A 12,121-nucleotide genomic window follows, 5' to 3' on the forward strand; every position below is an offset into this window, starting at 1 on the left:
TATATATAGTTAGTATACATTGGATTTAGATATTTTTTCTTTAGTATTAGGATAATTCCAATAATTCATTATTAATTCCTCTCTATATACTCTTTAAATATTAATCCTTCTATTTATTATATTATCTACATCTTATAATTTGTTCTTCTAAAATTATAAAAACCTATATTTCAATAAAAATAAATATTATTTATATTCTTGAAATTGGGTATATTAATATTATAAAGATATCAAAATATAGAAAGGAGATTTTATGCTATGAGCATTGGAAAATTAATTATTAAAATTATTGTTGCAGCCCTTGCTATCGCTATAGCTACCTTTTTCACCCCGGGAATGTCCAATGAAGGAGGAATCTGGTCTTTAATATTAGCGGCGATTGTTATTGGTATTTTAGACTGGGCTATACTAAAATTCACTAATATTGATGCATCTCCCTTTGGAAGAGGTTTTGTAGGTTTTATTGTAGCAGCAGCTATATTATATATAACGGGAATGATTGTAGAAGGTTTTACTGTAACTATATTTGGAGCTATTATTGGTGCCTTAATATTAGGAGTTGTAGATATATTTATTCCTGAAGATAAAAAAGCAATGTAAAAATAAGGTCATCTTTTGATGGCCTTATTTTAATGTGAAATATACAAATTTATTCCCTTTAAATGGTTTTAAATTATAAGAGTACTGTCTACCCCAATTTGAAGTTTCTATATATTCTTCATGGGTTTTATTGTCTTTATAATACTTTGTAATTGTCTGCCAATGCCAATTATATCCTACTTTTCTATAATATTGTAACATAGCTACAGGTGAATCTACTCTTAATCCTGACTTGATAAACTCTGAAGAATCTGTTTTCCAAGACTTATAATTGGCTTTTAAATTAACGCCTTTACTCTGAGCATATAATACCATACCATGACCTAAGTTATGTACAGTAGGAACCCCTATTAAACTAGGTTTTATAAAAGCAAGTATTTCATTCATATGTTCTATAAAATTTTCTAGAGAGATATCAGCCTTAGAATATAACGCTTCACATCCCGGGACATATTTACTCATATACCAGGCTATATTAGCTGCCGCTACTGTCCCACAACCTTTATCTTGATAAAATTTATCCTTAAACCATTTCTGCTTTCCTCCATAATGGGTACCTCTCCCGTGAAAAACTGGAACAAAAGTTTTATCTGCATTTCCTGTTAGCATAACCACCTCATGATCATTAGGCCTTTTCTCCACTGTCAATTTCCCCCTTTCTATTATATACCCCTATAAATTTATATAACTTACCTTATTTAATTCATTATTAAAACATGTATATTATATATTTTATTCAGACTTAATTTATATACTACCTATCAAATTATAATCACCTCAGACAAATAATCTAAGGTGATTATAATTTGATATTAATAAAATTTTACTTCTACTTTTTAAAAGCTATTAAATAATATTTTTCATCAAGATTCTTTTCTAGATCCTTTATTTTAGATAAATCTTGATTATTAAGATTTGCCAAAGGTACTTCATTTAGTTTATTTTTCATCTCCATTTATAAATTCTTCCCTTCATATAATTTAAATTTAATATTATTTTATCTCAATATATAAAAAAATATTAAATTTAATTTTAAATAATATGATATTATACCTCTTCATCCCATTCTTTCTAATAATCAAGTACAAACTCTTCCATTATCCTATATCGTTTTATCACCTTTTCACACCATTTCTCCTCTTCATTCTCTCTTTCAAAGGTACTAATCTATTCAATCTCTATACCAATTATATAATAAATATGTTTCTTTATATTGGGTATACATTATTTATAATGAACTTATAGAAAGGATGATATGTGTGTCAATATACGATATTAAAGTGAAAGATATTGAAGGCAATGAATTTAAACTTGATAAATACAGAAATCAAGTGATGCTAATAGTTAATACAGCTTCAGAGTGAGGTCTTAAATCCCAATTCGGTGAATTGGAAGAACTTTATCAAAAGTATAAAGATAAGGGATTAATAATATTAGCATTTCCCTGTAATCAATTCAGTAGTCAAGAGCCCTTATCTAACGAAGAAATTAAATCTACTTATGCTAGAGATTATAATATAACCTACCCTATCTTTGAAAAGATTAATGTAAATGGAGATAATGAGGATTCTCTATATTCATATTTGAAAAAAGAACAAAGAGGAGTACTAGGAACTAAAAAAATAAAATGGAATTTCACAAAATTTTTAGTGGATAGAGATGGAAATGTGGTAGAACGATATGCTCCAAAAACAAAACCTAAGAATTTTGAAGATAAAATAAAAAACTTAATATAAAGCAAAAGCACTAGGAAAAGTTCCTAGTGCTTATATTTCTTATCAAAGTATTTGTTTTACTCTACCTACAATTCCATTTTCCAGCATAACTTTAATACCATAGTGATGATTTGGCGAGTTAGTAAGTATCTTCTTAACTACACCTTCTGTTAACTTGCCACTACGTTGATCTTGCTTTTGTACAACCATTACGCTAGCTCCTATTTTAATATTACTTCTTTTAGTTCCGTCCATTATCGGTTATCCTCCTTATACTCCTCTTATATTTTTTATAATGTTTTTTCTCTTTTCTTTCAAAAATCTTATCTCATTTTTAACTAATCCATCTTTTAAATGTCTTTTCTCAACAAAAAACATAGAAAGCCCTCCTGAACCCACATGAGTACCTACTGCTGCTCCCATTTGCATCACATAGATTTCTCCTTTAAAATATGTCTCTTTTTTAATTTTTGATAATAAATCATTGGCAATCTTAATATTTGAAGTATATCCAATGATAATAAAATCTGTAATTTTATCATCTACTCTTCTTATGAATTCTTCCACATAGAATTTTGATACTCTATTTCGACCTCTTACCTTGGCCACTATAGCCCCTTTACCTTTTCTCATTGACATAATAGGCTTAATATTTAGTACTTTACCAATCAATGCACTGGCATTTGTAAGTCTGCCACTTTTAATTAGATTCTTTAAGTCATCTACACACAGAAAATGTTTTACTCGAGTTTTATATGTCTCGTTAAATTCTATAAGCTCATCAAAACTATAGCCTGCTTCAAGTAATTTAGCAGATTTTAATATTAACCATCCGCTTCCATGGCTCATTGATAGAGAGTCTACCACATGTATTTTTATAGAAGATTCTTTATTGTTTTCAAAATAATAATCCTTAGCAATCACTGCAGATTGATATGACCCACTAGTTCCACTAGACATACAAATACATAATATCTCTGTATATCCATTCTCTACAGCCCTATTGATAATCTTTAAATACTCATCTGGACTTGGCATAGACGTAGTAGGACTTTCCTCTAGTGATTCCAGCATTTTATAAAATTCATCCGGTTGTATATCTACTTTATCTCTATAGTTCTTGCCTTTCACAATAATATTAAGAGGTGCCACTCCTAAGTTATATTTATCAATTATATCTTTAGATAAATCACATGTGGAATCTGCCATAATCTTAATCATTTTTATCCCACCTTTTAATCTAATACATTAACAATTTTAGTTAAATTTCTACAATATATTTGTTTACTAGTATAGCATACATCTAATTAATTAGATATATGCCAATTATATAAAACTATTTTTTGTGTTTTATATAATTTAACTTTTGAAAAAAATGATTAAAATATTATGATAAAATATAAAAAGACTTTCTCACAATAACTTTTCTGAGACAGTCCTTCTCATTATTTAACTATAGACTTTGCTAATATATCCATTGGATCTAAAATAGGCTTTTTTACATGTCTATTATTTAAAACTAATGCTATTTCCGTACAACCAGAAACCAAGATCTCTGCTCCATTTCTAATAAGTTCATTTGAAGCATCTTTTAATAGATTAAGGGGATACTCTCCTGTATTACCACTTTTGATTCCCTCTTTTCCATATATAGCTTCCATAACTTTATTTTCTTGTGTTATGGTTTCAGGATATACTATTTCCAAGTTTGAAAGATACTTTTCAAATAATCCAGTATTAATAGTTCCTGTTGTTGCTAGTATACCAATTTTCTTAACTATAGGATAGTTTATTTTAATATACTCATTTAATTCTTCTAAGGCATTCAAGAGTGGAAAAGATAATTCTTTTTGGACCTCTTCTATAAAGTAATGGGCTGTTATACAAGGTATACAACCTACATCTACTCCACTCTTTTCTAGGATTTTTCCGGTTTCAACCATAGATTTTACAGGACTTTCTCCTAGACCCAAGATGAATTGTGTACGATCAGGTATTTTTACATTACTATCTATGATTACACGATAATGATCTTGATCAGCTTTTACTTTTGTAGTTTTGATAATTTTAATAAAAAGGTTAGCTGTTGCTTCTGGACCCATCCCTCCAAGGATACCTATAATTTTATCATTCATTATAAAAATCACTCCTATTTTTCCATTGCATTTATATCCTCAGTTCCTGCCACCCTATTTACTAAAGGCTTATATAAAAGGGTTTTATTAATATCTGGTCTCATTTTATGAATGAGATTTAGAACAGTATGAGCACCATAATCCATCCCTTGACATCCTGCTAGTAATACTACATCACTATCATTTGCTTGAGAAAGGCCTTGTTTTATAGCATCAACTAACTCTTCATGTAAATAAACTTTAATTCCTGCTTTCTTCATAACTTCTTTGAATACTGATAATTCTTCTGTAGTAACTTTATCCTTTTCAGTGACATGAGATTTACTTAAGGTAACAATTATCTCCTTTAATCCTAATTTAGGAGCCCACTTAGCAATAGTTTCAGCATTCTCTCTATTTACAGTAGTTCCACGACTTCCTCTAATTGCATATACTAAAGATAAGTCTTTATATACCATACGTTGTAATGTACCTAATGTAACATCTATATTACCAACATTAGCAAAGTGATCATCTATAATTTTAAAATTATCTTCGAATATGAATTGAAATCTACGTTCTACTCCATAAAAATCTTTAAGACTCTGTTGAATAGTAGATATAGGCACTTCAAATAGAAGTCCTATGGCAATAGCAACCATAGAATTATATACTGAATGATAACCAGGAACAGAAAGTCTGATTCTAAATTCAGTTTGTTTGTAATGGGTTTTACCTACCTTAAAAGGTTTTTGAATCTTTACTGTAAACTCAGCTCTACCAGTTGAAATATCCAGGTCTTTACATACAAGATGACCTTCTTTACTTTCTACTCCAAAGGTTAATACATTAGCATTTGTTTCATTAATTAATGACTTTAGCTTTGGAGAATCTATATTTAAAATAGCCCATTTATTCGGTCCAGCATTTTTTATAAGACTAGCCTTTGCGTTAAAATACTCTTCAAAGGAGCCATGTAAATCAATATGTTCTCTACTTATATTATTAAAAGTAACTATATCAAAGTCTACTTTATCAACTCTATTAAGCTCTAGTGCTGAAGAAGAAACCTCCATGGTAACATGAGAAATATTATGCTTTTTCATTTGATAAAAATAATTCTGTAAGTCTAAAGATTCTGGAGTAGTTAAAGTAGAAGGTATTATAGAATCAGCAAACTTACTTGCAACTGTACCTATAAGTCCAGTGTTATATCCTTGTGCTGACAATATAGCATCAGTCATGAAGGATGTAGTAGTTTTGCCATTTGTAGCAGTTATTCCTATAATCTTCATATCTTTAGAAGGATTATTGTAAAACTCGCTACTTATAGCAGCCAATGCCTTACGACTATTCTCAACTCGATATTGAGGAATGTCCCAACCTTCTTGATATTCTTCTACTATTATTGCAGTTGCACCATTTGCTACTGCACTCATTATGTATCTATGTCCATCAGTTTTATAACCCTTTATGCATACAAATACATTACCAGGTTTTACCTTTTTCGAGTGATAGGCAATACCACTAATGTCTAGATTTATTGAATTCCATGATTCAATGATATCGATCGAGTTTAGTAATCTATTTAATTTAATCATTAGATACTCCTTTCATTTTATCCACAAAAAGTAATTATCATTTTTTATTTAAATACCTTTTTTAGAATCCGTTTCATTATTTTATTTAAAAATACAAAAGATGGTTTTGGATCTTTCCAATCCCAAATGGCGTAAACTTTAGGTTTAAAATAAGATCTTAAAACTTCTGTTAATGTTAATTGTTTAGTTTTTATATAGTCTTTTACGGCTAATAAATCTTCATATGCATACCAAAAAACTAAATTTGTATCATGGGTTATACCTTTGGGCTTTAAAGGAGAACCAATTAAATCCCTATAGGCTATATAAGGCATGTTTAATCCCGCTTTAGAAAGCAAACTGTTTAAATTGGTTGTTCGAGCATTTATCTCGATCAGATAGTACTTACCAGTTTGGGAATCTTTTTTAAATTCAATTTCTGCAAATCCTTTAAACCCTATATCTTCTAGAAATTTAGCCCCTAGGTCATATATTTCTTGAGTATATTTTTGTCCAGTATAAACTGATGCACCAAAGTTAATTGGATATTGACGATACTTTTGACAAGTCATCCAATGAGTCACTTTATTTTCTTGATTTATATAAGCATCAAATGTATACATATGATCATCAAATCCTGGAATAATTCTCTGAACTATTACTTCTAAATTCTCATCAGTAGCTTTTTTAATTGCTTGTTCTAGTTCTTGCTTATTATGGACTTTAAATAACTTTTTTCTGAATCTTGACACGAAACTTGGAGAATCTACTGGTTTAACTAAACATGGATACTTAATAGTATCCTCTATTTTTTCAATAAAATTATCTTCGTTAAGCCTAACAGTTTCAGGCACTAAAACTCCATAATCTTCGGCTATTTTATGAAGGGTTTTTTTATTCATAACTTTTGTATAGAGTCCCTTTTCAGTCTGAGGTATCAAATAGTATTTTTTCAACTCCACCAAATAATTATCAATAAACTCTACATAGGGATCTGCACTGGGAAATAATATAGGCATATACTTTTGTTTTTTTGCATATTCAATCAGAAAATCTACAAGAGCCTTTGGTTCCTCCTTATAATGGGGACCTATAAGGGCTTCATCTAAGTACTTAGAAGCAAATCCATAGGTTCCTTCTCTTGAATAATCTATTGCAGTAACTTTTATACCTTGAGATCCTAAGCATCTTATAATGCTAAGTCCAATATAATAATTGGCCCCAAGAACGATAGCTCTATTATTCATCTATTCACATCCTTAAATATATAGATAATTTTTCAGTCAAGTTTTTAATTTGTTAAATTTAGAAGGCTGCCTTTTACTAGAAGTGATTTTCTATTTTGAGACAGCCTACTTATACTTTCAACTCAGAGTTTAGACTATTTCATACAGTATAATAAGCTTATAAACTTATTTTATTCTTCTAACGGAATAATCTTAAATTCCTTTAGCATATTATCAAATCTTACTCCGTGACCTTCTGAAGCTTCCAAGGAAAATTGATGCTTAATTATAAAGCTGCCTCCCTTAGTATTATCTATAATATAGTATTTTACTACTGTATCATTCCTCTGGTTACCTGTATTAGCGTATAGGTATATTCCTTCTATAGGTTCTTTAACTCTTCCATTACTTTCAGTCATTTTAAAATTATATCTTAATTTCTTTTCTATTTCAATAGCTACCTCTTCAACAGCTTCATTTTCCACTTGTTCTATTTCCATAAATACTTCTGGTAAATTTTCAGCTTTATCTCTTGGAATTATTTTATCTTTATTCTCTGATTTATCCATTGTATACCTGTTTTCATCAATGTAAATTACATACCCCATTTCACTTCTATTCAAACTAACATCAGTTTTTTCTTCTATTCCTTCAATATTTTCCTTAACCTGCTTTTCTGGGACTAATAGATCTTGAATTTTAGTTATAGCTGCCTGACCAGGCTCTGTTCTTACTAAAAAAGCAATCATTAATGAAGCAGCAATTACACTTCCTCCTAAAACCCTTCTGATATTTGCCTTGGAATTTTTACTATTTTAATATCATTCCTTTCATCTTCCTGGATTTTTTTATTTATTCTTTCCCACACTTCATTCTTAAGCTTAGTAGTTTCATCAGTTCCCTTTATTAAAGCATCCTTTATATTATTGTCAAATTTACCCTTCATAATCACTCCACCCTTCATCAAATACTTTTAAAAAATTTTTTAACTTTAATCGTCCTTTATAAAGACGAGATTTTACTGTATTTATATTAAGACTTAAAATATGAGAAATATCTTTCTCACTAAAGCCTTTTAAGTATTTTAAAATAATTGGTATCCTATTAATTTCATCAAGTTTTTCTATTGCAAAATAAAGATCCTCATATTCTTCAAATTTAGGAGTACGATTAACTGATAAGTATAAATCATTTGCCATTATATCCATTGATGAATTTTTTATTGAATTTATCTTAAGTACCCTTCGACACTCATTTATGAGTATTTTATAAAACCATGGATCAAAAGGGTTTTCATCCTTGAAGGTATCAATGTTGCTATTTATTCTAATAAATGTTTCTTGAACCGCATCAGCTGCATTGGCATTACTTCTAGTGACTGCAAAAGCTACCCTTAAAGCATAATCAGCATATTTATTATAAAGGTCTTCAAAGGCTTCCTTATTACCAGACTTTATTTCTCGGATTATATCTTTAGTCATTTCTTCACCTCTCTTTTAGTCTCTTTATATTATATACCTCGAAAACAGAAAAAAAGTTTTCATAAAAATAAATTTTTATGAAAACTTTTTTTCTGTTTTTATATTATTAATTATTGCCATTATTCTTTTTCTTCATTATATATATCTGCAATATCCTCTGCTTTTATAGGCAAATTAGCCTTAAACATAGGTATTGGAACAAATTTAAATCTGCTATTTTTATGCATCTTATCAATAATTTTTTTAGTTGCTTCATTTTCTATATTTCCCTCTCTGATGTAACGATTTAATGTATCATAAGAAAATCCAAGTACATCTTCATCAGTCTTTCCTGTAAGCCCATCTTCCGGGGGCTTGGCAAGAAATTTTTCAGGAACTCCAAGATATCGCCCTACTTGAATAACCTCATCAGTAGTTAGCATTGCTAATGGAGAAAATGCTCCTGCAGTATCACCATAAATTGTTGCATAACCTACCCAATCTTCAGATAGATTACTAGTATTAATAACTCTACTTCCCTCTATAGATTGAGATAGAGCATAAAGTAAAGTCATTCGAACTCTTGGTGGTAAATTTATTCTAGTTTGGTTAGATATTTCAGGAATAAAATCCCCTTTAATTGATTCTAATGTAGTAAGAAATGCATCTGTCATAGGGTGTATAGGGACTACCTCATGGGAAATGTCTAAGTATGAACATATTTCATGGGCATAGTCAATATCCCTTTGTATACCATCAGGCATTAGTACTCCAAAAACATTTTCTTTTCCTATTGCTTTTACACATAAAGATGCTACAACAGAGCTGTCTTTTCCTCCTGATATTCCCACTATAGCTTTAGAGCCTCCACTATCCTTCATCATTGTTCTTATCCATTCAACAAGCTCATTGGTCATACTTTCTAACTTTTCTTTTTCTAATTTCATGTTTAACTCCTCACTTTCATTTGTAAACTCGTCATAATATCTAATGCTTTCTTATGTAAGTCTAGATTAGAACTAGTACATAAACTTTTATATATAATAATTTCTGAATCTGGAAATATATTTTTAACTATTACTGCATTTGATAATACACATACATTAGTCTCTACACCAACAAACTCAATTTTTTTAAATATTTTTCATCTGTCCCATATTTTCCTCTAAATTCTTGAAAATCTTTAGGGGGTATGCCGTGATAATGTTTTTTTAATGGTATATGATTTTCTAGTTTTTCTTTTAATGGTGGATAAAGCTCTTGTCCCCATTCTCTTTCTTCTTTTTTCCACCTATCAGATTCCATATCTTCATGAATATCTAAAGTATAAAATATTATATCATTCTTTTCTTCATACTCCTTAACTTTTTCTAATATACCCTTAACAAGTTTGTCAGATCCTTTTACTGCCATCTTTCCTCTTTCTTGGTCTATAAAATCATTTTGCATGTCAATAATAAAAAGCATATATCCTCCTTGTTCATCAACATTTAATGCTATTGATATATATTTATTTATTATTTACCTTGATATCAATAATATTAAACATTATTATACTATGAATTTTACTAATATTTAGTTCATTTTGTCATTATATATAAATGTTATTATTGTCAATAATAACATTAACACTAGAGATAATAATAAAGTAAAGAAAACTGTCCCATTAAAAAATCCCGAAACAACTGTAGCTAGACTTAATAAAATTAACATACCTACATATATACCCTGAGATGACTTATAAACAATTAGTTGATTTCTCTCGTCTGTTTCTTCTATATATTTTTTTCTCAACACCTCTTCATTCCTTAAAGTAGCTATATAATTTGATATAAAATATAATATTATAAGAGATAATCCAATAAATACGCCTACTTGGAACCCTTTTATAAATTCTGGTACATTTGGTAGTCTATTACGATTTACTGTTAATATTGAAGTAATACTTGTAGCAAATATTAATACAAAGAAAAAAAATCTAACTCGCTTTCTTAACGTTTCCTTAAATACTTCCATCATTGATCCCCTCCACTTCACTAAAATCAAAAACTTCCTCTATACTTAAACCAAAATACTTTGAAATTTTATAAGCCAATACCAAAGATGCAGTATACTTCTCCCCTTCTAAGGATGTAATGGTCTGTCTAGTCACACCAACAATAGAGGCCAATTCATCCTGCGATAGTTTATTTTTTTTACGTAATTCTTGGATTCTTGTTTTCAAATTAAGCCTCCTTTAAGGTTAATTATATTATGTCTTTAGTATAACTTACTTTGCATTTTTTGTAAAGTACGCTTTGCAAAATTTATTATTTATTTTAATCAATAATTGATCATGAATATATTAATAATAAAGATATTTATAACTTTTTCTTTAAATAAAAAGTAGATTTTCTTTATTGTTTCATTCTAGATGATTTTATGATAAAATAAATACGGGTCGTAAAACATACCCCATGGACTTATATAGTCCCATTAAAATTTCATTAATATTATTTTATAATAATTTATTTATGGGTAAAGTATATATAATATATAAAAATAAGGAGGTTACATATGTTAGTATCCGCAAAAGAAATGCTTATCAAAGCAGAAAAAGAGAATTATGCAGTAGGGCAATTTAACATTAATAATTTAGAGTGGACTAAAGCAATCCTATTAACATCAAAGGAAAATAATTCACCAGTTATTTTAGGTGTATCTGAAGGTGCTGGAAAGTATATGGGTGGCTTCAAAACTGTTGTAGGCATGGTTAAAGGTATGATTGAAGAATTAGATATTCATGTTCCTGTAGCTATACATCTAGACCACGGTAGCTATGAAGGAGCACAAAAAGCAATGGATGCTGGATTCACTTCCGTTATGTTCGATGGTTCTCATTATGATATAGAAGAGAATATTACAAAAACAAAAGAAATAGTAGAAATAGCTACTAAAAGAGGTATTTCTGTAGAAGCAGAAGTTGGCTCTATAGGTGGAGAAGAAGACGGTGTTGTAGGTGCTGGAGAAGTAGCTGATCCACAAGAATGTAAATCAATTTCAGAATTAGGTGTTTCCATGTTAGCTGCTGGTATTGGTAATATCCACGGAAAGTATCCAAAAAATTGGAAAGGATTAGATTTTGATGTATTATCTGAAATAAGTGATATCACAGGAGATGTACCTTTAGTTTTACATGGCGGAACTGGTATCCCAGATGATATGATTAGAAAAGCTATTTCTTTAGGAGTTGCAAAGATCAATGTTAATACAGAATGTCAATTAACTTTTGCAGAAGCTACTCGCAAATATATAGAAGAAGGAAAAGATCTTGAAGGAAAAGGATATGATCCTAGAAAATTACTAGCTCCAGGATTTGAAGCTATCAAAAAAACAGTTAAAGAAAAAATGGAGTTATTCGGATCAATAGATAAAGCGTAGTTTTGC

The 12,121-nt window shown here is 29.3% G+C and carries 18 protein-coding genes; 3 read left to right on the plus strand and 15 right to left on the minus strand.

From position 1 onward, the window contains the following. Positions 1 to 258 precede the first annotated feature (258 nt). Positions 259 to 600: a phage holin family protein gene (locus GOQ27_RS10020; RefSeq protein ID WP_203366722.1), complete on the plus strand. Its 342-nt coding sequence runs from the start codon at positions 259 to 261 to the stop codon at positions 598 to 600. 24 nt (positions 601 to 624) lie between these two features. Here GOQ27_RS10020 and GOQ27_RS10025 read toward each other — a convergent pair whose 3' ends face one another. After that, positions 625 to 1,242 (minus strand): hypothetical protein, encoded by a 618-nt coding sequence (locus GOQ27_RS10025; RefSeq protein WP_203366723.1) that lies wholly within the window; start codon positions 1,240 to 1,242, stop codon positions 625 to 627. Positions 1,243 to 1,429: 187 nt separating this feature from the next. Further along, the gene (locus GOQ27_RS17335) at positions 1,430 to 1,555 is read right to left on the minus strand and encodes a hypothetical protein (RefSeq protein ID WP_286673024.1); all 126 of its coding nucleotides are present in this window, start codon (positions 1,553 to 1,555) and stop codon (positions 1,430 to 1,432) included. 295 nt (positions 1,556 to 1,850) lie between these two features. On the opposite strand from GOQ27_RS17335, the gene GOQ27_RS10030 reads away from it, so the two are divergent. Next, positions 1,851 to 2,336, plus strand: a complete 486-nt coding sequence (locus GOQ27_RS10030; protein ID WP_207751297.1) for a glutathione peroxidase — start codon at positions 1,851 to 1,853, stop codon at positions 2,334 to 2,336. Between the two features lie 42 nt (positions 2,337 to 2,378). Here the strand turns inward: GOQ27_RS10030 and GOQ27_RS10035 are convergent, their stop codons facing one another. From GOQ27_RS10035 to GOQ27_RS10095, 13 genes are all read right to left on the minus strand, one after another. Then, complete coding sequence (locus tag GOQ27_RS10035) at positions 2,379 to 2,570, minus strand: YwbE family protein (protein WP_203366725.1); 192 nt, start codon at positions 2,568 to 2,570, stop codon at positions 2,379 to 2,381. 15 nt (positions 2,571 to 2,585) lie between these two features. Beyond that, positions 2,586 to 3,536, minus strand: coding sequence for a DegV family protein (locus GOQ27_RS10040; protein ID WP_203366726.1), 951 nt, complete (start codon positions 3,534 to 3,536; stop codon positions 2,586 to 2,588). Between the two features lie 224 nt (positions 3,537 to 3,760). After that, positions 3,761 to 4,450, minus strand: coding sequence for a cysteate racemase (gene cuyB, locus GOQ27_RS10045; RefSeq protein ID WP_203366727.1), 690 nt, complete (start codon positions 4,448 to 4,450; stop codon positions 3,761 to 3,763). A 14-nt stretch (positions 4,451 to 4,464) separates the two neighbouring features. Next, positions 4,465 to 6,030: a Mur ligase family protein gene (locus tag GOQ27_RS10050; protein ID WP_203366728.1), complete on the minus strand. Its 1,566-nt coding sequence runs from the start codon at positions 6,028 to 6,030 to the stop codon at positions 4,465 to 4,467. A 44-nt stretch (positions 6,031 to 6,074) separates the two neighbouring features. After that, positions 6,075 to 7,256 carry a carboxylate--amine ligase gene (locus GOQ27_RS10055; RefSeq protein WP_203366729.1) on the minus strand — a complete coding sequence of 394 codons (1,182 nt, stop codon included), beginning with the start codon at positions 7,254 to 7,256 and terminating at the stop codon, positions 6,075 to 6,077. Between the two features lie 170 nt (positions 7,257 to 7,426). Further along, entirely contained in the window at positions 7,427 to 7,984 is a 558-nt protein-coding gene (locus GOQ27_RS10060) for a hypothetical protein (RefSeq protein WP_203366730.1), read from the minus strand. Positions 7,985 to 8,010: 26 nt separating this feature from the next. Then, positions 8,011 to 8,181 (minus strand): hypothetical protein, encoded by a 171-nt coding sequence (locus tag GOQ27_RS10065; RefSeq protein ID WP_203366731.1) that lies wholly within the window; start codon positions 8,179 to 8,181, stop codon positions 8,011 to 8,013. Further along, on the minus strand, positions 8,171 to 8,716 hold the full coding sequence (locus GOQ27_RS10070) for an RNA polymerase sigma factor (protein WP_203366732.1): 546 nt from the start codon (positions 8,714 to 8,716) through the stop codon (positions 8,171 to 8,173). The genes GOQ27_RS10065 and GOQ27_RS10070 overlap by 11 nt, the downstream gene beginning before the upstream one ends. 119 nt (positions 8,717 to 8,835) lie before the next feature. Further along, positions 8,836 to 9,642, minus strand: a complete 807-nt coding sequence (gene nadE / locus GOQ27_RS10075; protein ID WP_203366733.1) for an NAD(+) synthase — start codon at positions 9,640 to 9,642, stop codon at positions 8,836 to 8,838. A gap of 2 nt (positions 9,643 to 9,644) precedes the next feature. Beyond that, complete coding sequence (locus tag GOQ27_RS17505; protein WP_203366760.1) at positions 9,645 to 9,836, minus strand: isochorismatase family protein; 192 nt, start codon at positions 9,834 to 9,836, stop codon at positions 9,645 to 9,647. Continuing rightward, entirely contained in the window at positions 9,806 to 10,162 is a 357-nt protein-coding gene (locus GOQ27_RS10085; protein ID WP_203366734.1) for a cysteine hydrolase family protein, read from the minus strand. The genes GOQ27_RS17505 and GOQ27_RS10085 overlap by 31 nt, the downstream gene beginning before the upstream one ends. A gap of 108 nt (positions 10,163 to 10,270) precedes the next feature. Continuing rightward, positions 10,271 to 10,711, minus strand: coding sequence for a hypothetical protein (locus tag GOQ27_RS10090; RefSeq protein WP_203366735.1), 441 nt, complete (start codon positions 10,709 to 10,711; stop codon positions 10,271 to 10,273). Then, on the minus strand, positions 10,698 to 10,919 hold the full coding sequence (locus GOQ27_RS10095) for a helix-turn-helix transcriptional regulator (protein ID WP_203366736.1): 222 nt from the start codon (positions 10,917 to 10,919) through the stop codon (positions 10,698 to 10,700). The genes GOQ27_RS10090 and GOQ27_RS10095 overlap by 14 nt, the downstream gene beginning before the upstream one ends. 332 nt (positions 10,920 to 11,251) lie before the next feature. On the opposite strand from GOQ27_RS10095, the gene fba reads away from it, so the two are divergent. Beyond that, positions 11,252 to 12,115 (plus strand): class II fructose-1,6-bisphosphate aldolase, encoded by an 864-nt coding sequence (fba, locus tag GOQ27_RS10100; protein ID WP_203366737.1) that lies wholly within the window; start codon positions 11,252 to 11,254, stop codon positions 12,113 to 12,115. Positions 12,116 to 12,121 lie beyond the last annotated feature (6 nt).

This window comes from Anaeromonas frigoriresistens (genome assembly GCF_016820655.1).
GTDB classification, from domain to species: domain Bacteria; phylum Bacillota; class Clostridia; order Tissierellales; family SIT17; genus Anaeromonas; species Anaeromonas frigoriresistens.

Excerpts from the sequence above, each read along its gene's own strand:
- fba (WP_203366737.1), top strand. The coding sequence starts at position 11,252 with ATGTTAGTATCCGCAAAAGAAATGCTTATCAAAGCAGAAAAAGAGAAT.
- GOQ27_RS10065 (WP_203366731.1), bottom strand. The coding sequence starts at position 8,181 with ATGAAGGGTAAATTTGACAATAATATAAAGGATGCTTTAATAAAGGGA.
- GOQ27_RS10055 (WP_203366729.1), bottom strand. The coding sequence starts at position 7,256 with ATGAATAATAGAGCTATCGTTCTTGGGGCCAATTATTATATTGGACTT.
- GOQ27_RS10070 (WP_203366732.1), bottom strand. The coding sequence starts at position 8,716 with ATGACTAAAGATATAATCCGAGAAATAAAGTCTGGTAATAAGGAAGCC.
- GOQ27_RS17335 (WP_286673024.1), bottom strand. The coding sequence starts at position 1,555 with ATGGAGATGAAAAATAAACTAAATGAAGTACCTTTGGCAAATCTTAAT.
- GOQ27_RS10085 (WP_203366734.1), bottom strand. The coding sequence starts at position 10,162 with ATGCTTTTTATTATTGACATGCAAAATGATTTTATAGACCAAGAAAGA.
- GOQ27_RS10090 (WP_203366735.1), bottom strand. The coding sequence starts at position 10,711 with ATGGAAGTATTTAAGGAAACGTTAAGAAAGCGAGTTAGATTTTTTTTC.
- GOQ27_RS10060 (WP_203366730.1), bottom strand. The coding sequence starts at position 7,984 with ATGATTGCTTTTTTAGTAAGAACAGAGCCTGGTCAGGCAGCTATAACT.
- GOQ27_RS10035 (WP_203366725.1), bottom strand. The coding sequence starts at position 2,570 with ATGGACGGAACTAAAAGAAGTAATATTAAAATAGGAGCTAGCGTAATG.
- GOQ27_RS10050 (WP_203366728.1), bottom strand. The coding sequence starts at position 6,030 with ATGATTAAATTAAATAGATTACTAAACTCGATCGATATCATTGAATCA.
- GOQ27_RS10020 (WP_203366722.1), top strand. The coding sequence starts at position 259 with ATGAGCATTGGAAAATTAATTATTAAAATTATTGTTGCAGCCCTTGCT.
- cuyB (WP_203366727.1), bottom strand. The coding sequence starts at position 4,450 with ATGAATGATAAAATTATAGGTATCCTTGGAGGGATGGGTCCAGAAGCA.
- GOQ27_RS10040 (WP_203366726.1), bottom strand. The coding sequence starts at position 3,536 with ATGATTAAGATTATGGCAGATTCCACATGTGATTTATCTAAAGATATA.
- nadE (WP_203366733.1), bottom strand. The coding sequence starts at position 9,642 with ATGAAATTAGAAAAAGAAAAGTTAGAAAGTATGACCAATGAGCTTGTT.